Below are 25,240 nucleotides of genomic sequence, written 5' to 3' on the forward strand. Positions count from 1 at the left end.
GTGTCCATTGGCCTGGGAATGCCGGCACCCCCGGCGCCCGTGCTGGCTCCCCGGCGGAAAACGCGTCAGTTGATGGTGCGAGATGTCGGAGTGGGTAGTGATTATCCGATTGCGGTGCAGTCGATGTGCACCACCAAGACGCACGAGGTCAACACGACCTTGCAGCAGATCGCCGAACTGACGGCGGCCGGTTGCGACATCGTGCGGGTGGCGTGCCCGCGCCAGGAGGATGCCGACGCGCTGGCCGAGATCGCTAAGCACAGCCAGATACCGGTGATCGCCGACATCCACTTCCAACCGAAGTACATTTTCGCCGCCATTGACGCTGGATGCGCGGCGGTGCGGGTGAACCCGGGCAATATCAAGGAGTTCGACGGGCGGGTCGGGGAGGTCGCCCGGGCCGCCGGCGCGGCGGGCATCCCGATCCGCATCGGGGTCAACGCCGGATCGCTGGACAAGCGGTTCATGCAAAAGTACGGCAAGGCCACGCCCGAGGCGCTGGTCGAGTCAGCGCTGTGGGAGGCCTCGCTGTTCGAGGAACACGGGTTCGGCAACATCAAGATCAGCGTCAAGCACAACGATCCGGTGGTCATGGTTGCCGCCTACGAGCAGCTGGCCGCGCAGTGCGACTACCCGCTGCATCTGGGCGTCACTGAGGCCGGTCCCGCCTTCCAGGGCACCATCAAGTCGGCCGTCGCCTTTGGGGCGCTGCTCAGCCGCGGTATCGGCGACACCATCCGGGTGTCGCTGTCGGCCCCTCCCGTCGAGGAGGTCAAGGTCGGCACCCAGATTCTGGAGTCGCTGAACTTGCGTCCCCGCGGGCTAGAGATCGTGTCGTGTCCGTCTTGCGGACGCGCCCAGGTCGATGTATACACGCTGGCCAATGAGGTCAGCGCTGGTCTGGACGGGCTCGACGTGCCGCTGCGGGTGGCGGTGATGGGCTGCGTCGTCAACGGGCCGGGAGAGGCCCGTGAAGCCGACCTGGGGGTGGCCTCGGGCAACGGCAAGGGCCAGATCTTTGTCAAGGGCGAGGTGATCAAGACGGTGCCCGAATCGCAGATCGTCGAGACGCTCATCGAAGAAGCGATGCGTCTTGCCGAGCAAATGGGTTCGGAAACCGGGGAAACCGAAAAAGATTCAGGGACGACCGCGAGCGGTTCGCCTATTGTGACCGTAAGCTGATTAGGGCCAAAGCTCGTCGGCCTTCGATTCGCAATACAGGTTTCGCACCACAGAGAGTTATGAGATGTCGGCTCCGCCCATCTTGCGCCTGGTTGGCGAGAGGCGGGTGTCCGTGGTGCGCGACGCCGCCGCGGTCTGGCGGGTGCTAGGCGAGAATCCGGTCGAATCGTGCATGGTGGCTGCCCGCGTCGCGGACTACGGTGTCGAGCCGAATGCGATCGGCGGGGAACTGTGGACTCGGGGCGGCGTGGACGAGTCGCTGTGCTTCGCCGGTGCAAACCTGATCCCGTTGCGCGGCAACCTGATCGATCTAAATGCGTTCGCCGACGAGGCGAAAAGCACTGCGCGGCGGTGCTCGTCACTGGTCGGGCGGGCCGACCTGGTGCTGCCGATGTGGCAAAGGCTGCAATCCGCTTGGGGTCCTGCGCGGGACGTGCGGGACAACCAGCCGCTGATGGCGATCAACGCCCATCCGAACTGCACGCTGGACACCGAGGTGCGGCAGGTGCGGCCCGAAGAGCTGGACGCCTATCTGGTTGCCGCGGTCGACATGTTCATCGGCGAGGTCGGCGTCGATCCCCGCCTCGGCGACGGGGGTCGCGGCTACCGCCGCCGGGTGGCCAGCCTGATTGCGGCCGGGCGGGCATGGGCTCGCTTCGAGCACGGGCAGGTCGTCTTCAAGGCCGAGGTGGGCTCGCAGTCCCCGTCGGTCGGTCAGATCCAGGGTGTCTGGGTGCATCCCGAGCGGCGCGGGCTGGGGCTGGGCACTGCGGGCACCGCGACGCTGGCCGCGGTGATCGTCGGCAGTGGGCGCATCGCCAGCCTTTACGTGAATAGCTTCAACACCGTGGCCCGGGCCGCCTACACCCGGATCGGGTTCAAAGAGGTCGGGACGTTCGCGACGGTCCTGCTGGACTGACACCGCTCTGCTCGGTCGGCAAAGCTCCGCGACATCAAGGGTCCGCCTGCAGCCACGCGGGACCTGCGACTAGGCGTGGATAACGGTTGAGTATCGGTGTGTCGGCGCCGCTACTGCCGTCCCACCTTTAACATCAGCATCGATGGTCACAAAAACAACACTGGCAACATTGGTGGTCTGTCTGCTGATCGCCTTGACTGTCCTGCCCGGGTGCACACCAAAGCCCGAGGGGCCGGGACCGGCCGCCCAAAAGTTCCTAGCCGCGCTGTCCGTCGGCGATACCGCAACTGCCGCGCAGCTCAGCGACAACCCCAACGAAGCCCGCGAAGCGCTGAACGCTGCGTGGGCCGGCCTGCAGGCCAACCACCTGGACGCCCAGGTGCTCAGCGCGAAATACGCCGAGGACACCGGCACGGTCGCCTACCGCTTCACCTGGCACCTGCCCAAGAACCGCACTTGGACGTACGACGGGAAGCTGAAGATGGCCCGGGACGAGGGACGCTGGCAGGTGCGCTGGACCCCCAATGGGCTGCATCCCAAGCTCGGTGAGCACCAGACCTTCGCGCTGCGCGCCGAACAGCCGCGACGTGCCTCGGTCAACGAGCTGGGCGGCAGCGACGTGTTGGCGCCCGGCTACCTGTACAACTATTCGCTGGACGCCGCCCAGGCCGGTCCCGAGCTCATCAACACCGCGCATGCGGTAATCGACGCCCTGCATCCATTCAACGACCAGCTCAACGACCCGCAGCTGCTCGCCGAAACGGCCAGCTCGGACAACCGGCCCGTCGACCTGGTCACCCTGCTGCCCGACGACAACAACCGGGTCTTTCCGGCGATCGGCAAGCTGCCCGGTGTCGTCGTGACACCGCGGCCCGAACTGCTACCCACCGATCCGCACTTCGCGCCCGCGGTGATGGCCGAAGTCAAGAAGGCCGTGGTCGACCAGCTCGACGGGCAGGCCGGCTGGCGCGTCGTCAGCACCAACCAGAATGGTGTCGACGTCGCGGTGCTGCACGAGGTGGAGGGCTCGCCGGCGCCGTCGGTGTCCATCACGCTGGACCGGGCCGTGCAGGACGCCGCGCAGCACGCGGTTGACACCCGCGGCGGCAAGGCCATGCTGGTGGTGCTCAAACCGTCGACCGGGGAGATCCTGGCGATCGCACAAAACGGTGGCGCCAACGCCGAGGGCCTGCTGGCCACGACCGGCCTGTACCCGCCGGGGTCGACGTTCAAGATGATCACTGCCGGTGCGGCCGTCGACCGTGACATGGCTACTCCAAACACCATGATGGGCTGCCCCGGCCACCTGGACATCGGCCACCGCACCATTCCGAACTACGGCGGTTTCGACCTCGGTGTGGTGCCGCTCTCACGCGCGTTCGCCAGTTCCTGCAACACCACTTTTGCGGAGCTGAGCAGCAAGTTGCCGCCACGCGGGCTGACCCAGGCGGCAACCCGCTACGGCATCGGGCTGGACTACCAGGTCGAGGGGATCACCACGGTGACCGGCTCGGTTCCTCCCACGGTGGACCTGACCGAGCGCACCGAGGACGGTTTCGGCCAGGGGCGGGTGCTGGCCAGCCCGTTCGGCATGGCCCTGGTGGCAGCTACGGTCGCCGCCGGCAAGACCCCGGTGCCGCAGCTAATCGCCGGTCGCCCCACGACGGTGACCGGCGATAACACCCCGATCAGCCCGAAGATGGTCGACGCGTTGCGACCGATGATGCGCCTGGTGGTTACCAACGGCACCGCCAAGGAGATCGCCGGTTGCGGCGAGGTCTACGGCAAGACCGGTGAGGCCGAGTTTCCGGGCGGATCGCACTCCTGGTTCGCCGGATATCGGGGTGACCTGGCGTTCGCGGCGCTGATTGTTGGGGGCGGCAGCTCGGAATATGCGGTCCGGATGACGAAGGTGATGTTCGACTCGCTGCCGCCGGCGTACCTGGCTTGACGGCGATCGCGCTGCCCGGCAACGGTAAATTGCGAGGGTGCGCGCGAAACGTCAGGACAGCCCATGACCGATGGGGACATGGCGTTGCGGGTCTCCGATGCAGACCGCAACGGCACCATGCGCCGCCTGCACAACGCCCTGGCGCTCGGCCTGATCGACATCGACGAGTTCGAACAGAGGTCCAGGCAGGTGTCCTACGCGCGGACCCGCCATGAGCTGGACAGCCTGGTCGGTGACTTGCCCGGGCCGGGTGCCGTCGTCACCTCCGCCACCGATCGGGTGGAGCTGCGCGGCTGGGCGGGCTCGCTCAAGCGGCACGGCGAATGGACGGTCCCGACCCGCCTTTCGCTGGTGCGGCGCTTCGGCTCAATCGACCTCGACCTCACCAAGGCCCGGTTCGCGGGGCCCGTCGTGGTCATTGAAATCGACATGAAGTTCGGCAATCTAGACCTGCGGCTGCCCGAGGGCGCCAGCGCCTCCATCGACAACGTCGAGGCCTACGTGGGCAGCGCGAGCGATCGGCGTAAAGACCCACCGGCGGAAGGTAATCCGCACGTCGTGCTGAGCGGTCAACTGGTGTTCGGTTCGGTGATCATCCGGGGCCCGCGCCGAGCGCTGCTGCGTCGTCCCAGGTTGTTCGGAGACCTGACACGCTGACTAAACTGGCAGTCATGCCCATTCGTACCGCGCTTTCCCCCGGCGTGCTCTCCCCGACACTGCCGGTGCCGAAGTGGATAGCGCGTCCGGAATATGTCGGCAAGGACACCGCCAAAGAAGGCACCGAGCCGTGGGTGCAGGAGCCCGAAGTGATCGAGCGGATGCGGGTCGCCGGCCAGATCGCTGCCCGCGCGTTGCATGAGGCGGGCAAGGCGGTCGCCCCGGGCGTCACCACCGATCAGCTCGATCGCATCGCACACGAGTACATGGTCGACAATGGCGCGTACCCGTCGACGCTGGGGTACAAGCACTTCCCGAAGTCCTGCTGCACCTCGCTCAACGAGGTGATCTGCCACGGCATCCCGGATTCGACGGTGATCGAAGACGGCGACATCGTCAATATCGACGTCACCGCCTACATCAACGGGGTGCACGGCGACACCAACGCGACGTTCCTGGCCGGCGACGTCTCGGAGGAACATCGCCTGCTCGTCGAGCGGACCCACGAGGCGACCATGCGCGCGATCAAGGCAGTCAAGCCCGGGAGGGCGTTGTCGGTGGTTGGCCGAGTTATCGAATCGTACGCGAATCGGTTCGGCTACAACGTCGTTCGCGATTTCACCGGACACGGCATCGGCACGACGTTCCACAACGGGCTGGTGGTCTTGCATTACGACCAACCGGCCGTCGAGACCGTGATCCAACCGGGGATGACCTTCACCATCGAGCCGATGATCAACCTGGGCGGGCTGGACTACGAGATCTGGGACGACGGCTGGACCGTCGTCACCAAAGACCGCAAGTGGACCGCGCAGTTCGAGCACACGTTGTTGGTCACCGACACCGGCGCGGAGATCCTCACCCTGCCCTGACGCGCCAGGTCACTTCCTATTCGTCGACGTCGATGCCGGCGGCTAAATCCGAGCAATCCACGTGCAAGACGTCGCCGCGTGCCCGGAGGAAGGTTCGCGCGCCTGCATCACCATGCAGGACTTCACTCAGCTCACCCCAATGCGAGCGTGCGACCACCACCGGATGACCCGGGCGCGAACCGTACCGTGCTCGCCCAATGCCGCCTGGCGCCGCACGCGTGGCCACGAGGACTCGGCTAACCACCTCGGCGCTGACATCGGGAATGTCAACCAGGTGAATGACCGCGAAACCGGCGCCGCCTGCCTTGGCGGCCGCCAACCCGGCGCGCAGTGATGCGCTCAGCCCTGCCGCCCAGTCGGTGACGACGATCGCCCGTGCCGGTGGTGGGACGGCAACAATCGCGGCGCCCAGCATCACCAGCACTTCGTCACACCCGCCGCCGACCAGCGCTGCGACCGCAAGTTGTAGCCACTTGCCTTGCTGGGCAAGCACTTTAGGTGCGCCATACCTGGTGCCCGCACCGGCCGCGAGTAAGACGCCGACGGCGCCGATCTGATCCGTCGTCACGTAGCGTCCCAGTGCGCAGGCGGGGTCAGGAGAAGTCGGTCTCCTCGCATAGTTGAGTGATATGGCGTTGATATTCGGCTGTCCGGGTCAGTGGCATTAACGCTCCGAGCTTGGCGACATTACCCGTCAGCTTGATCCGGCCTTCCATGAACGCGGTTGTCGGAGCCAATTCCCCACGCAGGATTGCGGTTGAGTCGGCAAACGACGCCGTCATGGTGCCGTCGGCGGCGGGATCATCACCGAGGCGCTGTTCGACAGCTCGGCCGTCGCGGACATCGGCGTGGTAGCGGATCTCGCCGCCGTCGGGCGCGCTGGTGAGTCGGTATTGCACGCGCGCGGTGGCTCCCGGACGCAGTCCGAATGACTGTTGAAGCTCAGTTTGCCGGTCTAGCCATTCCTGAGATGCGTACTTCATCGCTTGCCTCCGGGTGATAGGTAACTGCTGTCGATTGCGGCTACGGGGTTTGATGGCCGCGCTTGTGACGTGTGTTCGCCCGTCGCTGGATGCTCGGCAATTAGGTTGGCAACCAACTCTTCTGCGGCTGCGACAATCGGTGTGTAGCCGGTGCAGCGGCACAACGACGAATTGAGGTGCTCGCGGATCTGGGTGCTGTCAGGACGTGCGCCCCTCTCGACGTCGGCAAGCAATTCCTCGATTAGGACCACGAAGCCGGGCGTGCAGAAGCCGCACTGCAGTGCTCGGTGGCGGACCAGTGACTCTTGCACCCTCGAAGGTTGCCCCGGTGTGCTGAGGCCTTCGATGGTGACGATGTCAGCGCCATCGGCCTGGGCGGCCAGCATCAGGCATGCGCGGATCGAATGCGATCCGCAAAGGACGTTGCACGTTCCGCACATGCCTTCGTGGCAGCCGATGTGAGTGCCCGTCAGTCGAAGACGATCGCGCAGAAAGTCCACGAGCGACATCCTGGCCGGCACCGTGTCACGGATTTGTGTGCCGTTGACCCGCAGCTCGATGGCGACACTGTTGCTCATCGGAGTTGCCCCCGTAGCCTGCGCAGGAGGCGGCCGAGTATGCGAACTGCCAGTCGCCGCCGGTAATCGCCCCCGACGTGTGCGTCTGTGGTGAATCCAAGTTCGGCGGCGAAGGTACGACCCACGTGGTCGATGGTGTCGTCATCGAGTGAGTTAGCCAGCGATGCGCAAATCTCGGGGCCGGCCAACACTGGTGCTTGACCGGCTCCGCCAATCGCGATGCGGACTGCGGACGTCCGATCGGCGCCCATCTGCGCGATGACCGCGGCGCTCACCAGCGGAGTGTCGCCGGGTCCGCGAATTGTCACCTCGTCGAAGAACCCGGTCGTGCCGGGGCCTGGCCGGTTGAACCGCACGGTGTGCAGCAGCTCGTCGCCCTGCAGCGCGGTGCGGCGGGGACCGAGAAAGAATTCGTCTGACGGGATCGCACGGATGCCACGAGCGGAGATCGCGGTGACTTCGCCGCCCAGCACAATCAGGCATATGCCAATCTCGGCAGCGGGGTTGGCGTACGCCAGGCTCCCGCAGACCGTGCCGCGATTGCGAGTCGTAACCTTGCCGACCCGGGGCAGCGCTTGCGCCAACACATTGAAATCGTGAACCTCGTCGGACATCTCAACTGTGCGCTGGGTGACCGCTGCGCCCACTTGCAGATGGCTGTCGGTAGCAGAAAATTGTTGAAGTTCAGGGATTTTGGTGATATCGACCAGTCGGCGGGGTCTATCCTGGCGGCGGACCAGCACAGGCATGAGACTCTGCCCTCCGGCTAGTATCCGAGTGCCTTCGGCGTCAGAACACAGTTGCGTACAGGCTTCCTCGACGGTGCCGGGGGCCAAGTATTCGAATGGTGCGGGTCGCATCACGAGCCCCGGATCGCTCGGTAGTCGCCCCGGATCCTCCGATAATCGTTGTGCGACTCCGACTGGATGTGGTCTAGGAGCTGTGCCGCAACCAGCGCTGGATCTTCGAGGTGGGCCATGTGGCCGACGTCGGGCAACAGCGTGCAGCCGGTATGCAGCGCCGCGGCTAGCTTCGCGCCCAGGGCGGGAGGGCAGGTTGTGTCGTAGGCGCCGGTCAGGACGCGGGCAGGCGCCGTGGTCTGGGCGGCGGCCGTCGACACGTCAGCGGTGAGTGCCGCACGCAGGATCTGTTCGACGACGGCGACGTCACGATGTGCGGCCAGCCGTACGAGTTCTCGGATCGCGGAGTCGTCGGCACCGGGCCCGAAGCTGACTGCAGCGATCTGAGCCAGGAACGGTTCGAGGCCGATCCGGCGCAGTGTGGCAATTGCGTCATCGGGGTCGGCGTTGCCTGCGACATTGAGTGCGCCGCCAATAATCGTCAGCGACGCAACGGATTCCGGCATATTCGCGGCCAGCGTGACGCACACAGCACCGCCGAAGGAGCTGCCGACGAGGTGAGCGCGGGCGATGTTCAGAGCCGACATGACCGCATCGACGTCGGCCGCATAGTCCACGGCACCATAGGAACCACCGGGTTGCGAGTCGCCGTGGCCGCGCAGGTCCACAGCTACAATTTCACGGTCGGCGACATGATCGGCAACCGGCAACCATTGTGTCGCAGTCCCGTTGATGCCGTGCACGAATACCACCGGTAGGTCACCGGCTGCATACTCGACTCGGCGCAGACCGCTGATCCGCCCGACCGGGCCCGACACGGAGAATCGCTGCACGGTCTGGCTTCTACTACGTCGGTGTGGAGAAGTGTCCGTGAACAAGTTTCCACTCGCCGTTTCGGCGGCGCCAGATTTCAGTGCTGCGCATGCCCCCGTCGTAGCTGCCCAGCTCGCCAAAATCGGCTTGGTATCGGCTGAGATACGTAACCCAAGCGACGTCGCCGTCGACTTCGATGTGTTCGTCGTGCACTTCCGAGCTGAGTGCGTCTTCCTTCATCGCCGTGGACAGCGCGTCCCATAGTTGGGCGATGTGATCCTGTCCGACGTAAGTTGCGCCGTTGAGGTTGAACCAGACAAGTTCGTTGGGTACTGCACTCGCGTGTTGTCTAAGCCAGCTCGAATCGAGGGGATTGTTGGCGTCGACGAATTCACGGTGCAGCCTCATGATTTCGGCATTGTCACCGCGAAGCTCAACAGTGTTTTCAGTCACCGCAGATCTGTCCTTCTTGTTAAGGGGTCGTTGAGCACTGGGCGGTCAATTCGGGCCGATGTTCGGCCAGCAACCGGATGAGGTCGGGCACCTGTGCGGGGGGCATCAGCGGCGTGATTGCGATCTCATCGACACCCGTCTCGGCGTAGCTGGCCAGCGACTCGGCGATGCCGTCCGGTGGGCACACGATGGCCAATGCGTCGACCACCTCCGGGGTGAACACTTTGGCCGCCTCGGCCGAGCCGCGTTCGGCTGCTTGCACCAAGGCGCCCGGTGGAATAGCTCCTGCCGCAAGGTATTCCGCGGTCGTCGCATCGAAAGCCGACAGAACTGAGGCCACCGACTTTCGTGCTTTGTCCAGCTCTTCGGTGATCACCGCGGGAATCATGACCGATATCCGGAAGTCTTCCCGCCGCCGACCGGTTGCCGCCAGTGTCGACTCGACCTGCCGAACGGTTTCGGCCAGGTATGGCCGTGACGATCCTGCGCTCAGGCACACCCCGTCCGCATAGCGCGCTGCGGTCTCTACCATGCGTGGCCGGACCGCCATGATGTCCAAGTCGGGAGGCGGCCCTAACGGAGTGAGTCGGTAGTCGGCAAAGCTGAAGTCCGGCTTATCCATCGTCAGCTCGTTACCGGCTAGTGCGGCCTTGAGTGATCGGTAAAGGGAGATGGTCGAAGCAATTGGCTTGTCGATCGACTTGCCGATCCTTGCGACCATGTCCGGCACACCGGTGCCGATGGCCGCTCGGACCCGATTGGGTGCGATCTCGGCGAGCGATGCCAATTCCATGGCGGTGAGTCCGGCGTGGCGGGACGCCGGGTTGATACCCATCAGCGTGAATTCCAGCCGCTGAGTTTCCCGTAGGTAGATCGCGGTCGGCACTACGGCATCGTGAGCGCAGATGTGTTCGGCGTACCAGATGCCGTCGAGGCCACATTCTTCCGCGGTCTGGACGGCGGGTAAATCGTCCAAGATTGGGCCGAAACCGGTGAACGACAGACTTAGTCGCACGTGTGACAGACCCTTCTGTAGCGCGGTAGAGCTTTGCGAGACGATGCCCGACCAGTCGAGCTAGCGTTCACGTAACTATAAGTGTGACATCATGTCAATGATCAAGTTAAACATTCAGTAGAACGGTGGTGCACACTGTCTAGCATGTCGATCGTCCAGGTGAATGATCACCGCGCGCCGCGGTTCCGACGCCGTGCGCGTCGGGCTGTTCTCCGCGCTGCGGACGCGAAATGAAACGGCTATTGATTTGTGGGGGCCACATCTTCGACCCGGTTGGCGGCACCGCGGCGTCCGGCGACGTCGTCATCGAGGGGGATCGAGTTGTTGACGTCGGATTGAATTTGGACGGGGATCAGGCCATCGATGCCAGCGGCCGTCTGGTGGTCCCCGGCTTCATCGACTGCCACGTGCACGTCATGCTCGATGACGTCGACACGCTGCGCCTGATCCAGACACCCTTCTCACTCAGGTTCTTTCAGGCTGCCCGCAACCTTGAGCGGACGCTGCGTGCCGGGGTCACGACGGTACGGGATGCCGCGGGCGCCGACCTGGGTGTCAAGCAGGCGGTATCTACCGGTCTGATCGACGGTCCGGACATGCAAATCGCCATCGGAATGCTGAGCCAAACCGGGGGGCACGGGGATGAATGGATGCCGTCCGGGGAATGCATACACGGCTTGTGGCCGCCGCATCCGGGTCATCCGTCGACCGTCGTCGACGGTGCCGACGAAATGCGTCGCAAAGTTCGCGAACTCGTGCGCGCCGGAGCAGACGTCATCAAAGTCGCGACGAGCGGCGGGGTGATCAGTCCGCGCAGCGATCCGCGGCGTGCGGAGCTGGCCGAAGAGGAGCTCGCAGTGATGATGGCCGAAGCGCGGGCTGCTCACGTGCATGTGATGGCGCACGCGCAAGGCACCACTGGGATCAAGAACGCGGTTCGGGCAGGGGTGCGCTCGATTGAACACGGTGTGTACCTCGATGACGAAGCGGTCGAGATGATGGTGCACAACGGAACTTGGCTGGTACCGACTTTGTCGGCGCCGCACGCCATTCTGCGGCAGGCAGACGCTGCGGGCGGAGTCCTCGAGACGACGCGAAACAAGGCTGCTTCGGTGCTTGAAGCTCACAAAGCCTCAGTGGCGCTTGCTTATTCAGCGGGAGTTCGCATCGCCATGGGCACCGATGCGGGCATTTCACGCCACGGTGACAACCTCCTTGAGTTGGAACTGATGAACGAGGTTGGGGTTTCGCCCGTTGATGCGCTACGAGCGGCCTCGACGTCGGCAGCCGAATTGCTCGATGGCGGGTCCGATATCGGCGAGTTGACTCCCGGTAAGCGGGCGGACTTGGTAATCCTTGACGGCTTGGATCTGTCAGTGCAGGAACTTGCGAAACGGGTGCGCACAGTGATCCATCGCGGTGTGGTCGTCCAGGACGCGAGCGGTGCAGTCTGTAGGCCGTAGCCGGCGCATGGCGGTATCGTGTGGACAGATGCGGCAGATATCCGCGTTCTCACTGGCAATTTGTCCGCATAGTACGCCGTATCCGGCACAATATGCGTTGGACGATCTAGTGTTTGTAGGCGTTCATCGAGAGAAGGGCGCACCATGGACCTGGCTGACGAACTCCGGTGGGGTGGGGAACTTACGCTTACCCGTCACGACCCCGACACCGGCACTTTCTTTGTCATCCGCGTGGATTCGATTCGGCTGGGGCAGGCCGCAGGCGGAACGCGCGCGGCCCAATATGCATCGCATCGACATGCGCTAGCAGACGCCGCTCGGCTGGCCGGCGCCATGTCACTGAAGCTGGCGGTGAGCAATTTGCCCATGGGAGGCGGGAAATCCGTGATCGCGTTGCCGGTTCCACGCCAGGATCTCGACGAAGCCACCTGGGCAAGAATATTGCGACTCCACGCCGAGAACATCGATCGGCTGTGCGGCACATACTGGACCGGACCCGATGTCAATACCAACTCAGCCGATATGGACACTTTAAGTGAGACAACCGACTTCGTGTTCGGTCGCTCGATCGGTAGGGGCGGAGCCGGCTCCAGTGCGCTCAACACGGCCGCTGGCGTCTTCGAGGCGATAAAGGCCACTGCCCAATTCCGCGGTCTCGGCGAGCTTGGTGACCTGACGGTCCTCGTCCAGGGCTTCGGCGAGGTCGGGGCTCATCTCGCCAAGAGGACGCTGCAAACCGGCGCACGCGTACTGGTGGCTGACGTGGACGACGAACGGGCGCAGTGGGCGCGAGAACTCGGTTGCCGCATAATCCCGCCCGCGGCGGTGACCACGACATCATGCGACGTCTTCGTGCCTTGTGCGATGGGGAGCGTCATCGATAGCAGTATCGCCCGTCAGTTGCCCGCCCGGGCTGTCGTTGGGGCAGCGAACAACGTGCTCGCCGACACCGACGCCGGGTCAGTCCTGCACAATCGCGGGATCGCTTATGCCCCCGATTTTGTGGCAAACGCAGGCGGTGCGCTGCATCTGGTGGGGCACGAGGTGCTCCAATGGGATGCCGATACGGTGGCCCGTCACACCAAGGGCATTGGCGACACGTTGATCCAGGTGTACGAGATCAGCGCCGCACAGGGGATCTCGACCGATGAGGCCGCCCGCATCCTTGCCTCTCGCCGCACGGACGCACCGGAATCGCTGGCGGTCTGAGCTCGCCTCACATCCATTCGGAGTTCAGGCCACTGCATTCCTCGAACACCAGCCAGGTACGGCTGGAGCGGATGCCGGCCAAGCCATGAAGCCGCTCGAGTAACACGTCCCGCAACGTAGCGTTGTCAGGAGTGCGCACCACCACCAAGACGTCGAAGTCGCCGCCGACCAGGATGAACCGTTCGACGTAGGGGAGTGTCTTGAGCTTTTCGGACAGGCCGCGCCAGGCATCTTGCTGGATCGTCAGGGCAACCAGCGCCGACGTCGCGAACCCTGCTTTCTCCATATTGATCCTGGCGGTGAAACCCTCTATGACACCAGCCTTTTCGAGTCGCTCCACGCGCGCGTAGACGTGCGTGCGCGAGATGTGGGCGCGCTGCGCCAAAGCCAGCATCGATACGCGGCCGTCGTTGACCAACTCTCTGATCAGCCTGCGGTCGACGTCGTCCAGCTGAAGCGGGGTGTGCGGGTTGTCCATTTGTTCACCGCTCTCGTGGTATCGGTACGTCGACTGAACAGTATGCCTCAGTAGAGCAGAAATAGAAGCAATAGCTCCACATTTACCGCACTTCAGTTGGCACTGCGTACATCTGAACTAGAGGATGTAAGACACAGAGCCACTATGGAGGCAGCCGTGACGACGGTCGAGTCGCACATATCCACATACCAGAAGTTCCTTCCCGCTGACGTTCCCGTGCAGTTCCTCGATCCCGCGGGTCATGTGGTGGATAGCCCTGCACGGTACGTGCGCCCGGATGGGCGGCGGCTGGTAGCGATGTACCGAAATATGCTCATAGGCCGTCGTTTTGATGAACAAGCGATAGCATTGACCAAACAGGGAAGACTCGCTGTGTATCCGTCGTCACGCGGGCAGGAAGCCAGCCAGATCGCAGCGGCGATGTGCCTACGGGACGAGGATTGGCTCTTTCCGACGTACCGCGACTCGATGGCCTTGGTGGCGCGGGGGGTTGATCCGGTCGAGATTCTCAGGATGCTGGCGGGTGACTGGCACTGCTGTTATGACCCTAAGCGGCACAGGACAGCTCCGCAGTGCACCCCACTCGCCACCCAACTTCTGCACGCTGCGGGACTTGCACATGCTTTGGCCCGCAAGGCGACTGGCGCTGCAGTGCTGGCCCTGTGCGGCGACGGCGCCACCAGCGAAGGCGATTTCCACGAAGCCCTGAACTTCGCAGCGGTGTTCCGCGCGCCGGTAATTTTCCTAGTACAAAACAACGGCTTCGCGATCAGCGTTCCACTCGCCCGGCAAACGGTGGCTCCGTCACTGGCGCACAAAGGAGTTGGGTACGGCATTGGCAGCGAGCAAGTCGATGGCAACGATCCGGTTGCCATGCTAGGAGTGCTCGACGAGGCCCGCGAATACGTGCTGGCTGATAATGGCCCGGTCATCGTTGAAGCACACACATACCGGATCTCGGGCCACACCAACGCTGACGATCCCAGCCGGTATCGCACCGCCGGCGAAGTGTCCCAATGGCTGGCGCGCGACCCCATTCGCCGGCTGGAGACATATTTGCGTGCTGGTGGATTCATCGACGATGCCGAGGTGGCGACGATCGCGGCCGAGGCCGAGGAGCTTGCCGGTGCGATCAGACGCGGCCTGAATGGTGATCGCGCGATCGACGTCGACGACTTGTTTCGTTACGTGTATGCGGAGCCCACCGCTCAACTACGCGAACAACAAGAGCAGGCGCGCGCCGAATTTCGCGATGCGGTCCAAGGAGTCGAACGATGACACTTACCACGATGGCCCAAGCGCTCAACTCGGCGTTGCGCGACGCGATCGAGCAGGACGACTCGGTGGTGGTGTTGGGCGAGGATGTTGGCACACTCGGCGGCGTCTTCCGCGTTACCGACGGTCTCGCCGACAAGTTCGGAACAAATCGCTGTTTCGATACGCCGCTCGCCGAATCGGGAATCATCGGCTTTGCGGTCGGCATGGCCATGGGCGGCTTCAAGCCCGTGGTCGAGATGCAGTTCGATGCCTTCGCCTACCCGGCGTTCGAGCAGATCCTGTCCCACGTCGCGAAGTTGCGCAACCGAACTCGCGGGATCCTGTCGGTACCGATGGTGATTCGGGTGCCATTCGCCGGAGGCATCGGCGGTGTGGAACACCACTGCGATTCGAGTGAGGCGTACTACGCACATACCCCGGGCCTCAAAGTCGTCTCACCGGCGACCGTCGCCGACGCTTACGCGCTGTTGCGAGAAGCGATCGACGATCCTGATCCGGTCGTCTTCCTCGAACCGAAGCGCCTCTACTTCTCCCGGGCCGACGTCGAGCTCGGCCGGGGGGCGAAAATCGGTCAAGCACAGGTGCTTCGGACCGGTTGCGATGTGACATTGATCGCTTACGGACCAGCTGTGGAGCCGGCGATGCAAGCGGCCGTTGCCGCCGCCGAGATGGGCCGGGACATTGAGATCGTCGACCTCCGATCGATCGTGCCATTCGACGACGACACCGTCGCGGCGTCGGTCCGCAAAACCGGCCGTTGCGTGGTGGTGCAAGAATCGCAAGGGTTTGCCGGGGTCGCCGCGGAAGTTGCCGCGCGGATTCAGGAACGCTGTTTTCACTACCTGGCTGCACCAGTACTGCGGGTTACCGGATACGACATCCCCTATCCGGCACCAAAACTCGAGCGGTGGTATCTGCCTGACGCCGATCGCATCCTCGATGCCGTCGATCGGTTGCAGTGGGACGACGCACCCGATACGCGCTGGGCGGTAGGCGCGTGACTGAACAAACCCGCGTGACCGAACAAACCTTTGTACTGCCTGATCTTGGCGAGGGACTGAAAGAAGCCATGATCACCTGCTGGAAGGTCGACATCGGGGACTTTGTTGCCGTGGACGAGGAAGTTGTCGAGGTGGAGACCGCGAAGGCCGCAGTCGAGGTACCGATTCCGTTCGCAGGTACGGTTCTCGAACTGCACGCAAGGGCGGGAGACACCATAGCCGTGGGATCGCCTTTGATCACGGTGGGCGAACCCGGGCGGTCCGGCGAGGCGAAGCTGGGACCGCCCAATGAACCGGGTGGTTCAGCGAGGCTCGGCGGAGTTGGTCTGCGGACCGGCGAAGGCGAGGCGAAGCTGGGACCGCCCAATGAACCGGGTGGTTCAGCGAGGCTCGGCGGAGTTGGTCTGCGGACCGGCGAAGGCGAGGCGAAGCTGGGACCGCCCAATGAACCGGGTGGTTCAGCGAGGCTCGGCGGAGTTGGTCTGCGGACCGGCGAAGGCGAGGCGAAGCTGGGACCGCCCAATGAACCGGGTGGTTCAGCGAGGCTCGGCGGAGTTGGTCTGCGGACCGGCGAAGGCGAGGCGAAGCTGGGACCGCCCAATGAACCGCGTAGTTCGGGCAGTGTGCTGATCGGCTACGGGACTGGCGTCGTCACCAGCTCCACGCGTCGGCGCCGGCCCGCCGGGGTTGTCAAAAGCGGCCCCGCGAAGGTAATTTCGCCGATCGTCCGCAGACTCGCCACAGAGAACGGCATTGATCTCGACGGGGTCACCGGTAGCGGGGCTGGCGGCGTCGTCACGCGCGCCGACGTCGATCGCGCAATTGCGGACGTTCGATCAGATGCCATTCGAGACGACGACGTTCGGATTCCTCTGACCGGGATCCGGACCACGATCGCCGAAAAGGTGACCACCAGCCGCCGTGAGATTCCTGACGCCACCACGTGGGTCGACGTGGATGCAACCGGACTAATTGCGGCAAGGCGGCTCATTGCCGAGACGGCGCCGGTGAGTCTACTGGCCCTACTGGCCCGACTGGCGGTCGCAGCCTTACGCGAGTTCCCAGATTTGAACTCGTCGTTCGATCCGCACTCCAAAGAGATTTTGCGGCACAACCACATTCACCTCGGAATAGCTGTGCAATCGCCCCGGGGCCTGGTAGTTCCGGTCATTTCGAATGCGGAAACACTCGACACGGTGACACTGTCGGATCGCATCGCCGCACTCGTCGCACAGGCACGCGATGGCAACATCGCGCCGGCACTTCTCTCCGGTGGCACCGTGACACTGAACAACTACGGCGTCTTTGGGGTCGATGGGGCAGCGTCGATCATCAACCATCCCGAAGCAGCCATCCTTGGAGTGGGCCGCATTGTCGACCGGCCCTGGGTGGTAGCAGGCGAATTGGCTGTGCGGAGAGTGACGCAGCTGTCGCTGACCTTTGACCACCGCGTCTGCGACGGCGCGTCGGCAGGCGGCTTGCTGCGGCTGTTCGCCGACTATGTGGAGAACCCCGTTGCTGCGTTAGGGCGACTGTGACACAGCGTCAGCACGCCGATGTGCTTGTTCTGGGTGGCGGTCCGGCCGGGTATTCCTGCGCACTGCGTGCCAGCCAGCTGGGGTTGTCGGTGCTGATGATCGAATCCGATCAACTTGGCGGCACCTGCCTACACCGTGGTTGCATACCGACGAAGGCGCTTCTGCACGCGGCCGAGGTTGCGGATATCACGAGAGATGCAAACACTTTCGGCATTCGTGCCCGCTTCGATGGTGTTGACATGGCTGGTGTTCACGCGTACAAGGAGTCGCTGGTCAGCCGACTGCACAAGGGACTGGAAGAACTCGTCGCACGTCGCAAGGTGGTCGTTGTCCGTGGTGCTGGTCATTATCTGGGCGAGCATGCCGTCGACGTCGAAGGCATGGTCTATACCGGTGACGCCGTCGTACTGGCCACCGGTTCGGCTCCGCGACAAATTCCCGGCATCCCAATCGCCGGACGGATTGTCACCAGCGATCAGGCCCTGCAGCTGCAGTACGTGCCCGCGAGCGTAATTGTTCTGGGGGGAGGGGTTATTGGTGTCGAATTTGCGAGCTTATGGGCGTCGCTCGGGTCGACGGTGACCATCGTCGAATCGCTACCCCGGCTGCTCGCAGCAGAGGATTCGTGGTCATCGGAAGCCCTCGAAAGGGCACTGCGCCGACGTGGGCTGACAATCCGAACCGGGGTTACCGTGACCGAGGCGGTCCAGGATGCGGATAGCGTCGCAGTCACGCTCGACAGCGGTGCTGTGCTGTCTGCCCAGGTCTTACTAATCGCGGCGGGCCGCGAACCGCGCTCGGCCGGGTTGGCGGCCGCGGGTTTGGCGATCGACCGAGGCTACGTATGCGTCGATGAGCGGCTTGCGACGACACATGCGGGCGTGTATGCCATCGGTGACCTGGTGGCCGGGCCTGCGCTAGCCCATCGTGGCTTCGCCCACGGCCTGTTCGTCGCCGAGGAGATCGCGAAACGGCAACCCGTACTTGTCGCTGAGCACCTCATCCCGAGGGTTACCTACTCGGCACCCGAAGTCGCATCGGTCGGACTCACCGAGGTGGCGGCACGCGAGCAGTACCGCGACGTCTCGACCTCCGTGTACAACCTTGCCGGCAATGGTAAGAGCCAGATCCTGCGAACCTGCGGCGGCGTCAAGGTAATTCGTCGTGGTCCCAAGGAAGGCGGGGGACCTGTCGTCGGAATCCATTGCGTCGGCGATCGAATGGGCGAGCTCATCGGTGAAGCGCAACTGATCGTGGGCTGGGAAGCCCTGCCCGGCGACGTGCGCCCCTTCCTGCATGCACATCCCACACAGAACGAAGCGCTCGGTGAGTCGATGCTCGCGCTGGCGGGCGCACCGCTGTATCAACATTCATGATGCCCAAAGGTAAGGGAGCAGAACGACAAATGGGTGACATTCTCAAGCTCATAGTGATGGTAGCGCTGGTGTTGTTTCCGCTGTTCATCCCGATTGCGGTTACCGCGGTTGGGTGGTGGGCTGACCGGCGGAATGGTCGTCGACACCCGAGGACTTCGCACTAGGGAACGAATACGCCTCTATGGTCCCGGAGCCAGGCGTGTAGCGAAATCGGCTCGAATCCCAGCATTTCCGGCGTGAGATGACGTTCTCCGCCGCGTAGATCGTTGCCGCGCTTCAAGAGTTCGTTGATGAACGGAACCTCGTGATGGCACTCGGCGAGGATGTGTGCGGCGGCGTCGTCGTGCTTGTAATACCTGCGCAGCGCGGGCCCAAGCTCACGCAGGAAGCCTTCATCGGTGCCGTCGTAGCTGATTGGCACGCCCCACGCATCGCTCATTATGTCGGCAATCTGGCTGAATCGGATCATCGTGTCGACACCGTTTTCCAGGTGTAGCGTCTCACCGGGTTCGGTGAGAGCGGGGTCGAGTAGAAGTTCGGCAGCGCAGCGACCTATGTCGCGGGTCGCGATGAAATTCATCGGCCGGTCGGCCGCCATCACAAAGGTGCGCTTCTCACGGACGGGGTCAGCCAAGAATTCGGCGAAGTCCTCGAAGAACCACCCGGGAATGTTCATGTATACAACCGGTATGCCCGCTGCCGTCAGCACTTTGCGGGCGCGCAGGTGGTGCAGGGCCGGTTCATTCTTGTAGTCCGGGCCCTTCAATTTCAGCACGTCAGCTTCGTCACGAACGCCGGGCGGGTCGCCGATCAGCCGGACAAGCCGAACGAAGTCAGGCGAATTGTTGATTGCCGCAGCCACATTGGCCATCGCGGTTTCCTCGTCGATGAAGTCCGGTGTGACGACAAACGCTGCGTGAATCCCGTCGAAGGCGGCGACCATGTTCGCCGCGTCCAGGTAATCGGCGATCATGACCTCTGCGCGCGGGTGCGTGTCGGCCAGACCGGCGGCCATATCCGGCCTGCTGGACACGACCCGGATGTGGGCGCTGGGGTGCCGTTCGGCGAGCCATTCGGCACATGGTCCGCCGATGTGCCCAGCAGCGCCGAAAATGAGAAATGAGGGCTGGAGCGGCAGTGTCACAATAGATTTCCTCATGTCGAGTGATCTCGAAGCCTGTCCGGGCTGCCGAGTGTTGCTCTTCAGGGAGCTCTGTGACAGTCTGTCACAGATGCGGTCACATTGCAGCTGTCTCCGTCAGGCAAAGGCGAGGAGACCCGTTAGGCGAAACCGGCGCACATGCGCGAGGTTTTGAGCGATCTCCTTGCGGTGTGGCGCTGCGGGCAGACCGCAAGCGTCGCGACCGTCGTCCGCACCTTCCGATCCGCGCCCAGGCCAACGGGCGCGGCCATGCTGATTGCTCCCGACGGCAGTGTCAGTGGGGCCGTGTCGGGGGGTTGTATTGAGGGTGCGGTCTACCAGCTGGGGATCGAGGTGATGCAGACCGGCAAGCCCATGCTGCAGCGTTACGGCGTCGGTGACGACGATGTGTTCGCAGTCGGGCTGACCTGCGGCGGCACTCTCGACGTATTCGTCGAGCCGTTGTCGCGCAATACCTTTGCTGAACTTGAGCGGATCGGCGACGACATCGACGCGCATCGCCCGGTGGCTGTCGCGACCGTAATCTCGCATCCGGTGGCCGAACGCGTCGGCCATCGCCTAGTAGTGCGCAGTGACGAGGCCACCGGGTCGATAGGCATGCCGCACACAAATGAGGCCGTCGCCGACGATGCCCGTGGTTTGCTCGCCGCGGGTCGCAGCGAAGTGCTGACATATGGGCCCGACGGCCGGCGCCGTGGCATAGGAATGGAGGTCTTCGTCGCAAGTTATGCGCCGCGCCCGCGCATGCTGATATTCGGAGCAATCGACTTTGCCGCGGCGGTCGCGCAGCAGGGCGCCTTCCTGGGTTACCGGGTTACGATTTGCGATGCGCGGCCATTGTTTGCCACCCCGGGACGCTTTCCGGCCGCTGACGAGGTGGTGGTCGACTGGCCGCATCGTTACCTCGCCGCGCAAGCCAGGGTCGGGGCGGTCGATGCCCGCACCGTGATCTGCGTGCTCACCCATGACCCGAAATTCGACGTACCGCTGCTCGAGGTGGCGTTGCGGTTGCCCGACCTCGCCTACATAGGAGCAATGGGATCTCGCCGCACGCATGACGACCGTGTGCGCCGACTCCAACGCGTCGGCATCACCGATACGCAGTTGGCGCGCCTGAAAAGCCCCATCGGGCTGGACCTCGGTGGCCGGACCGCGGAGGAGACAGCTGTGTCGATCGCGGCAGAGATCGTGGCCCGGCGCTGGGGCGGCGGGGGCCGGCCGTTAGCGGATATTTCCGGGCCGATTCATCGGGAACAGCACGGGTGTTAATCAGTTGCGCTGGATCTCTTCAGTGCTGTAGAGCGTGACGCCACCGGTGGCAAATCTGACGACATCCGCACTGGCAGCTGCCATCTCGGGCGATTTCAGCGCTCGTCTCAGATCCTCGGCAGAGTTGAACATGAGGCTGGCGATCATGTAGTACGGTGCGTCTTGGCCCGGCATCAGCGACCGAGGTTTGCCCGTCGTAAAGCCCGCGAGTCCGGGGATCTTCAACGTCAGCGGCGTATGCGCCGCGGCGTAGTACGCATCGAACGTTTCCGGGTCGTCAGGTTGGCCATAGCAGACTGATATACGAAACACGTTTCCTCCTTGAGCGCTGATAGTCATCCGGTCTTCTTCGCAACCAGAGTCAAGACGTCGTAGGTCGCCACCGGTTTGTCTTCCTGATTGACCACGACGGCGTCCCAGCGAACTTCGCCGTAGTCGGCAGACGCGCGCGGCGTCAATTGTTTGGCGGTCAGCGTCACGGTCAGCGCATCTCCAGCCTTCACCGGGGTCAGAAATCGCAGATCGTCTACACCGAAGTTGGCAAGTACCGGGCCCGGTTTCGGGTCGACGAACAACCCGGCAGCCAAGGAGACCACCAGATAGCCGTGAGCAACGATGCCACCGAAAAGTGGATTCTGCGCCGCGGCCACGGGATCGGTGTGCGCATAGAAGGTGTCTCCGGTGAACTCGGCAAAATGGCCGATGTCATCCAAGCTGACGACGCGGGGGCCACCGACGATAGTGTCGCCGATCTCCAGTTCCTCCAGATGCTTGCGGAATGGATGCCTGTCGGTGATGGTGCGCGCCGCGCCGTTCATCCATCGCCCGGTAATGGCGGTAAGCATGTCTGGGCTGGCCTGAATCGCTGTGCGCTGCATGAAATGAAGGACACCGCGGATGCCACCCAGTTCCTCACCGCCGCCAGCACGGCCGGGACCGCCGTGAACCAGCGTGGGCAGCGGAGAGCCGTGGCCGGTCGATTCCTTCGCGTCGTCACGGTCGAGCACGAGGATGCGGCCGTGGTAGGGCGCAATGCCGACGGCGATCTGACGCGCCACCGACGCGTCGTGCGTGACCAAAGACCCGACGAGGCTGCCCCTGCCGCGAGCCGCTAGCGCGACGGCATCGTCGACGTCGCGGTAGCCCAGGACGGTACTGACCGGTCCAAACGCCTCCACCTCATGCAATTCCGTCGCCCAGGAATCTTGCGCCCGCAGCAGCAACGGCGGCAGGAAGGCGCCGCGTGATGGATCGGCGCCCGCCACGCTAAATGAATCCGGATCGCCGAAAACTAAGGTTGCCGAATCTCTCAGCCGTTTCAGCGACCGCAACACCTCGTCGCGCTGCCCCATGCTGGCCAACGGACCCATCCGCACCTTGTCGAGGTCCGGGTTGCCGACAACAATCTGCGACAGCCGTGCGATGGTGGCCTTAACCACGTCGTCGATCAACTCACTGGGGACCAACGCCCGCCGGATCGCCGTGCACTTCTGTCCGGCTTTCGTCGTCATCTCGGCGACGAGTTGCTTGACGTACAAGTCAAATTCGGGTGTGCCCGGTGCCGCGTCGGGTCCTAGAATCGAGCAGTTCAACGAGTCGGCCTCAGCGTTGAACCGCACGCCTGCAACTGCGACGTTGGGGTGACCGCGCAGCTTTGCCGCCGTTGCCGCCGAACCGGTGAACAGTACGATGTCCTGGTTGTCGAGATCGTCGAGCAGCCGCTGCGGGGGCGCGCACAGCAGTTGCACTGAACCCTCGGGCAGCAGTGCCGATTCGATCATCACGCGGAATACTTCTTCGGTGAGGTAGGCCGTTTGATGCGCCGGTTTGACGATAGTGGGGACCCCGGCGAGGAAGGCCGGAGCGAGCTTCTCCAGCATGCCCCAGACCGGGAAGTTGAACGCGTTGATCTGGAGTGCGACGCCCAGGTGAGAGGTGTAGATGTGTTGGCCGACGAAGGTTCCTGCGCGGCCAAGTGTTTCGGCCGGGCCGTCGAGATAAATAGTGTCGTTGGGCAATTCGCGAGCACCCTTGCTTGCGTAGCTGAACAGCGTGCCGATGCCCCCGTCGACGTCGATAGCGGTGTCGCGGAGGGTGGCGCCGGTGGCCGTCGACAACGGATAGAACTCGTCCTTTCGGCTCATCAACAGCTTGGCCAGCGCTTTCAGGGCGGTTGCGCGTTGATGGAAGGTCAACGCCCGCAACGCGGGTCCGCCGACCTCCCGGCCGTAGGCGATCGCGGCGCCACTGTCGATTTTCCTCGAGGTGAAGCGGGCAACTTCCGAGCCGGTGACGGCGTGGAGCAAGGGGATGGCCTCGCCTTGCGGAGAAAACCATCTTCCGGCCACATAGCTTTGCAACACAGCGCTTTCCACGTCACTCCTTACCGACCGTCCGTTCGTTCGGTAATTAATGTGTCAGTGGAATAGTGGGTCCGTCAAGTTCCAGCGCGGAATTGACCAGTCCGATCCAGCGGTCAGTGACGCACTGAGGGCGTGCGCAACCCGTCGAAGATCATCGTCGCGACTGCGTCGGCGATCTCGTTGGCACCTAAGTTCCGGGTTGGCCGGTACCACTCGATCAACGAGTTGACCGTGCCGAAGATGAGCCGACTGGTCAGTGCTGCATCGACGTCGGGCCGAATACTTCCCTCGTTGCACGCGTCTTCGACGAGGCGACCGACGATATGGTCGAACTCGCGCCGCCGAGCGAGTGCGCGCCGTTCGATTGGGGTGTTCCCGCGGATCCGCAGCAGCAACGTCACATAAGGCAATTCCTCCACCAGCACGTGGATACTCCGTTTGACCAGGGTTTCCAGCCGATCGATGGCCGGGCCGTCAGTGGTCTCGGCTGCTTGGGCCGCCGCAAAGAGCGCATCGAGTGCCCGGTCGACCGCCAGGCGTAGAAGTTCTTGCTTGCCGCTCACATGGTGATAGATCGAAGACTTGCTGATCCCCAGGCGTGCCGAGAGATGCTCCATGGAGGTGCCGTCGTAGCCGCGTTGATTGAACACGGCCACGGCCACGGCCAGCAACGAGTCCAGGTCGTAACCTGGGCGGCCGACCTGGCCCGTGTGGCGTGATCGCGAAACGGCCATCTGGCCATCATCGCATCGACCGGCCGCTTTCCCGCGGCTTTCGCCTCGCCGCCGCGTCATACTAGACAACCGACCGAACGATCGGTTATTACTGGACGGGCGAAAGAAACTGCGTACTCGGCGACCGGCCCCGCCCAAGACCCGGTCAGCGTTTCCATGACTTTTTCCAAGACCGGGCCCGTCGCCCCCCCGAAACGGAGGATGAACCGTGACCGAAACCCCTACCGATACGGTGGCTTACGAGGTGCACGCCGGCGTCGCCACCATCACCCTGGACCGGCCGGCAGCGGCCAACGCCCTTAACCGGCCTATGAAAATCCAACTGCTGCGGGCGTTGTCCGCGGCCCGCAATGATCCCTCGGTACGGACCGTGGCCATCGTGGCCACCGGCAAGAACTTCTGTGTGGGCCAGGATCTGGAAGAACACGTCGCGGCGCTTCGGGCCAACCCCGCTCAAGCCATGGGCACCGTCAGAGAACACTACAACCCAATCATGCTGGCCCTGAATGCAATCAAGGTGCCGGTAGTTGCGGCGATCAACGGGGCATGCGTCGGTGCAGGTTTAGGATTGGTGCTGGCCGCCGATATCCGAATCGCCGGTTCTCGTGCGAAGTTTGGGGCGGCATTCGCCGGCATCGGCCTGGCGTCTGATTCAGCATTGTCGGCTTCGCTTCCCCGGCTCATCGGTGCAGGCCGAGCGACGGCTTTGTTCCTACTCGGTGGCAACATCGATGCCGCTACCGCCCACAACTGGGGGATGGTGCACCAAGTGGTCGACGACGAGATATTGAGAGATGTCGCAATTGAAATGGCCGGCCGCCTTGCCGCTGGCCCGACCCAGGCATTCGTATCGATCAAGGAGTTGATGGCGGCGAACGCGATCACGTCGTTGGCCGAGGTGCTGGAGCGCGAGGCCGCCGCACAACAGCGGCTTGGGGCGTCAATCGACCATGGGGTCGCGGTCGAAGCCTTCCTGGCCAAGAAAAAGCCAGCTTTCTCCGGCCGTTAGCGCCTGCCAGTACTTGTGCCGCGGAAGGGCATACGTCAGACTATATAACCGATCGTTCGGTCGGTAACTAGGAGGCT

Annotated in this window: 25 protein-coding genes; 13 read left to right on the top strand and 12 right to left on the bottom strand. The window is 63.6% G+C overall.

Features of this window, described 5'->3' with window-relative positions:
- The 5 genes from ispG (at nt 1) to map (ending at nt 5,581) form a co-directional block, all read left to right on the top strand.
- On the top strand, nt 1-1,182 hold the full coding sequence (ispG, locus tag H0P51_RS10210; protein ID WP_180917798.1) for a flavodoxin-dependent (E)-4-hydroxy-3-methylbut-2-enyl-diphosphate synthase: 1,182 nt from the start codon (nt 1-3) through the stop codon (nt 1,180-1,182).
- Nucleotides 1,183-1,246: 64 nt separating this feature from the next.
- Nucleotides 1,247-2,101, top strand: a complete 855-nt coding sequence (locus tag H0P51_RS10215) for a GNAT family N-acetyltransferase (protein ID WP_180917799.1) — start codon at nt 1,247-1,249, stop codon at nt 2,099-2,101.
- Between the two features lie 142 nt (nt 2,102-2,243).
- Entirely contained in the window at nt 2,244-4,052 is a 1,809-nt protein-coding gene (locus tag H0P51_RS10220) for a penicillin-binding transpeptidase domain-containing protein (protein ID WP_180917800.1), read from the top strand.
- Nucleotides 4,053-4,115: 63 nt separating this feature from the next.
- Nucleotides 4,116-4,709, top strand: a complete 594-nt coding sequence (locus H0P51_RS10225; protein ID WP_180917801.1) for a DUF1707 SHOCT-like domain-containing protein — start codon at nt 4,116-4,118, stop codon at nt 4,707-4,709.
- Between the two features lie 14 nt (nt 4,710-4,723).
- Nucleotides 4,724-5,581, top strand: a complete 858-nt coding sequence (map, locus tag H0P51_RS10230) for a type I methionyl aminopeptidase (protein ID WP_180917802.1) — start codon at nt 4,724-4,726, stop codon at nt 5,579-5,581.
- A 16-nt stretch (nt 5,582-5,597) separates the two neighbouring features.
- Here map and H0P51_RS10235 read toward each other — a convergent pair whose 3' ends face one another.
- From H0P51_RS10235 to H0P51_RS10265, 7 genes are read right to left on the bottom strand one after another with little or no spacing between them, the layout of a single operon-like run.
- Nucleotides 5,598-6,149 carry a nucleotidyltransferase family protein gene (locus H0P51_RS10235; RefSeq protein WP_180917803.1) on the bottom strand — a complete coding sequence of 184 codons (552 nt, stop codon included), beginning with the start codon at nt 6,147-6,149 and terminating at the stop codon, nt 5,598-5,600.
- Between the two features lie 25 nt (nt 6,150-6,174).
- Nucleotides 6,175-6,564, bottom strand: a complete 390-nt coding sequence (locus tag H0P51_RS10240) for an SCP2 sterol-binding domain-containing protein (protein ID WP_180917804.1) — start codon at nt 6,562-6,564, stop codon at nt 6,175-6,177.
- Complete coding sequence (locus H0P51_RS10245; protein ID WP_180917805.1) at nt 6,561-7,142, bottom strand: (2Fe-2S)-binding protein; 582 nt, start codon at nt 7,140-7,142, stop codon at nt 6,561-6,563. Before H0P51_RS10245 ends, H0P51_RS10240 begins: the two co-directional genes overlap by 4 nt.
- The gene (locus tag H0P51_RS10250; RefSeq protein WP_180917806.1) at nt 7,139-8,002 is read right to left on the bottom strand and encodes an FAD binding domain-containing protein; all 864 of its coding nucleotides are present in this window, start codon (nt 8,000-8,002) and stop codon (nt 7,139-7,141) included. Before H0P51_RS10250 ends, H0P51_RS10245 begins: the two co-directional genes overlap by 4 nt.
- The gene (locus tag H0P51_RS10255) at nt 8,002-8,835 is read right to left on the bottom strand and encodes an alpha/beta fold hydrolase (RefSeq protein WP_180917807.1); all 834 of its coding nucleotides are present in this window, start codon (nt 8,833-8,835) and stop codon (nt 8,002-8,004) included. Before H0P51_RS10255 ends, H0P51_RS10250 begins: the two co-directional genes overlap by 1 nt.
- A gap of 13 nt (nt 8,836-8,848) precedes the next feature.
- Nucleotides 8,849-9,268 (bottom strand): YybH family protein, encoded by a 420-nt coding sequence (locus tag H0P51_RS10260; protein ID WP_180917808.1) that lies wholly within the window; start codon nt 9,266-9,268, stop codon nt 8,849-8,851.
- A 19-nt stretch (nt 9,269-9,287) separates the two neighbouring features.
- Nucleotides 9,288-10,283 (bottom strand): LLM class flavin-dependent oxidoreductase, encoded by a 996-nt coding sequence (locus tag H0P51_RS10265; protein WP_180917809.1) that lies wholly within the window; start codon nt 10,281-10,283, stop codon nt 9,288-9,290.
- A 230-nt stretch (nt 10,284-10,513) separates the two neighbouring features.
- On the opposite strand from H0P51_RS10265, the gene H0P51_RS10270 reads away from it, so the two are divergent.
- Nucleotides 10,514-11,746 (top strand): metal-dependent hydrolase family protein, encoded by a 1,233-nt coding sequence (locus H0P51_RS10270; RefSeq protein WP_180917810.1) that lies wholly within the window; start codon nt 10,514-10,516, stop codon nt 11,744-11,746.
- Between the two features lie 144 nt (nt 11,747-11,890).
- Nucleotides 11,891-12,955, top strand: coding sequence for a Glu/Leu/Phe/Val dehydrogenase family protein (locus H0P51_RS10275; protein ID WP_180917811.1), 1,065 nt, complete (start codon nt 11,891-11,893; stop codon nt 12,953-12,955).
- Between the two features lie 7 nt (nt 12,956-12,962).
- Here H0P51_RS10275 and H0P51_RS10280 read toward each other — a convergent pair whose 3' ends face one another.
- Complete coding sequence (locus tag H0P51_RS10280) at nt 12,963-13,433, bottom strand: Lrp/AsnC family transcriptional regulator (RefSeq protein ID WP_180917812.1); 471 nt, start codon at nt 13,431-13,433, stop codon at nt 12,963-12,965.
- 144 nt (nt 13,434-13,577) lie between these two features.
- Here H0P51_RS10280 and H0P51_RS10285 point away from each other — a divergent pair, with 144 nt between their 5' ends.
- From H0P51_RS10285 to lpdA, 4 genes are read left to right on the top strand one after another with little or no spacing between them, the layout of a single operon-like run.
- The gene (locus H0P51_RS10285; protein ID WP_180917813.1) at nt 13,578-14,711 is read left to right on the top strand and encodes a thiamine pyrophosphate-dependent enzyme; all 1,134 of its coding nucleotides are present in this window, start codon (nt 13,578-13,580) and stop codon (nt 14,709-14,711) included.
- Nucleotides 14,708-15,712 carry an alpha-ketoacid dehydrogenase subunit beta gene (locus H0P51_RS10290; protein ID WP_180917814.1) on the top strand — a complete coding sequence of 335 codons (1,005 nt, stop codon included), beginning with the start codon at nt 14,708-14,710 and terminating at the stop codon, nt 15,710-15,712. The genes H0P51_RS10285 and H0P51_RS10290 overlap by 4 nt, the downstream gene beginning before the upstream one ends.
- On the top strand, nt 15,709-17,250 hold the full coding sequence (locus tag H0P51_RS10295; RefSeq protein ID WP_425488979.1) for a dihydrolipoamide acetyltransferase family protein: 1,542 nt from the start codon (nt 15,709-15,711) through the stop codon (nt 17,248-17,250). Before H0P51_RS10290 ends, H0P51_RS10295 begins: the two co-directional genes overlap by 4 nt.
- Entirely contained in the window at nt 17,247-18,626 is a 1,380-nt protein-coding gene (gene lpdA / locus H0P51_RS10300) for a dihydrolipoyl dehydrogenase (protein ID WP_180917815.1), read from the top strand. The genes H0P51_RS10295 and lpdA overlap by 4 nt, the downstream gene beginning before the upstream one ends.
- Nucleotides 18,627-18,786: 160 nt before the next feature.
- On the opposite strand, the gene H0P51_RS10305 is transcribed toward lpdA, so the two are convergent.
- Nucleotides 18,787-19,770 (bottom strand): SDR family oxidoreductase, encoded by a 984-nt coding sequence (locus tag H0P51_RS10305; RefSeq protein WP_180917816.1) that lies wholly within the window; start codon nt 19,768-19,770, stop codon nt 18,787-18,789.
- A 156-nt stretch (nt 19,771-19,926) separates the two neighbouring features.
- Here H0P51_RS10305 and H0P51_RS10310 point away from each other — a divergent pair, with 156 nt between their 5' ends.
- Nucleotides 19,927-21,057 carry an XdhC family protein gene (locus tag H0P51_RS10310; protein ID WP_180917817.1) on the top strand — a complete coding sequence of 377 codons (1,131 nt, stop codon included), beginning with the start codon at nt 19,927-19,929 and terminating at the stop codon, nt 21,055-21,057.
- On the opposite strand, the gene H0P51_RS10315 is transcribed toward H0P51_RS10310, so the two are convergent.
- From H0P51_RS10315 to H0P51_RS10325, 3 genes are all read right to left on the bottom strand, one after another.
- Nucleotides 21,058-21,369, bottom strand: coding sequence for an EthD family reductase (locus H0P51_RS10315; RefSeq protein WP_180918870.1), 312 nt, complete (start codon nt 21,367-21,369; stop codon nt 21,058-21,060).
- A 23-nt stretch (nt 21,370-21,392) separates the two neighbouring features.
- The gene (gene paaZ / locus H0P51_RS10320; RefSeq protein WP_246398547.1) at nt 21,393-23,432 is read right to left on the bottom strand and encodes a phenylacetic acid degradation bifunctional protein PaaZ; all 2,040 of its coding nucleotides are present in this window, start codon (nt 23,430-23,432) and stop codon (nt 21,393-21,395) included.
- Between the two features lie 101 nt (nt 23,433-23,533).
- A complete protein-coding gene (locus H0P51_RS10325; protein WP_180917818.1) occupies nt 23,534-24,154 on the bottom strand; it encodes a TetR/AcrR family transcriptional regulator in 621 nt (206 codons plus the stop codon).
- A 208-nt stretch (nt 24,155-24,362) separates the two neighbouring features.
- Between H0P51_RS10325 and H0P51_RS10330 the strand changes: the two genes are divergently transcribed.
- Nucleotides 24,363-25,163, top strand: a complete 801-nt coding sequence (locus H0P51_RS10330; protein WP_180917819.1) for an enoyl-CoA hydratase/isomerase family protein — start codon at nt 24,363-24,365, stop codon at nt 25,161-25,163.
- Nucleotides 25,164-25,240: the final 77 nt, after the last annotated feature.

Source organism: Mycobacterium vicinigordonae (genome assembly GCF_013466425.1).
Lineage (GTDB): Bacteria > Actinomycetota > Actinomycetes > Mycobacteriales > Mycobacteriaceae > Mycobacterium > Mycobacterium vicinigordonae.

Excerpts from the sequence above, each read along its gene's own strand:
- H0P51_RS10215 (WP_180917799.1), top strand. The coding sequence starts at position 1,247 with ATGTCGGCTCCGCCCATCTTGCGCCTGGTTGGCGAGAGGCGGGTGTCC.
- H0P51_RS10220 (WP_180917800.1), top strand. The coding sequence starts at position 2,244 with ATGGTCACAAAAACAACACTGGCAACATTGGTGGTCTGTCTGCTGATC.
- H0P51_RS10225 (WP_180917801.1), top strand. The coding sequence starts at position 4,116 with ATGACCGATGGGGACATGGCGTTGCGGGTCTCCGATGCAGACCGCAAC.
- map (WP_180917802.1), top strand. The coding sequence starts at position 4,724 with ATGCCCATTCGTACCGCGCTTTCCCCCGGCGTGCTCTCCCCGACACTG.
- H0P51_RS10240 (WP_180917804.1), bottom strand. The coding sequence starts at position 6,564 with ATGAAGTACGCATCTCAGGAATGGCTAGACCGGCAAACTGAGCTTCAA.
- H0P51_RS10245 (WP_180917805.1), bottom strand. The coding sequence starts at position 7,142 with ATGAGCAACAGTGTCGCCATCGAGCTGCGGGTCAACGGCACACAAATC.
- H0P51_RS10250 (WP_180917806.1), bottom strand. The coding sequence starts at position 8,002 with ATGCGACCCGCACCATTCGAATACTTGGCCCCCGGCACCGTCGAGGAA.
- H0P51_RS10270 (WP_180917810.1), top strand. The coding sequence starts at position 10,514 with ATGAAACGGCTATTGATTTGTGGGGGCCACATCTTCGACCCGGTTGGC.
- H0P51_RS10275 (WP_180917811.1), top strand. The coding sequence starts at position 11,891 with ATGGACCTGGCTGACGAACTCCGGTGGGGTGGGGAACTTACGCTTACC.
- H0P51_RS10280 (WP_180917812.1), bottom strand. The coding sequence starts at position 13,433 with ATGGACAACCCGCACACCCCGCTTCAGCTGGACGACGTCGACCGCAGG.
- H0P51_RS10285 (WP_180917813.1), top strand. The coding sequence starts at position 13,578 with ATGGAGGCAGCCGTGACGACGGTCGAGTCGCACATATCCACATACCAG.
- H0P51_RS10290 (WP_180917814.1), top strand. The coding sequence starts at position 14,708 with ATGACACTTACCACGATGGCCCAAGCGCTCAACTCGGCGTTGCGCGAC.
- H0P51_RS10310 (WP_180917817.1), top strand. The coding sequence starts at position 19,927 with ATGCGCGAGGTTTTGAGCGATCTCCTTGCGGTGTGGCGCTGCGGGCAG.
- H0P51_RS10325 (WP_180917818.1), bottom strand. The coding sequence starts at position 24,154 with ATGGCCGTTTCGCGATCACGCCACACGGGCCAGGTCGGCCGCCCAGGT.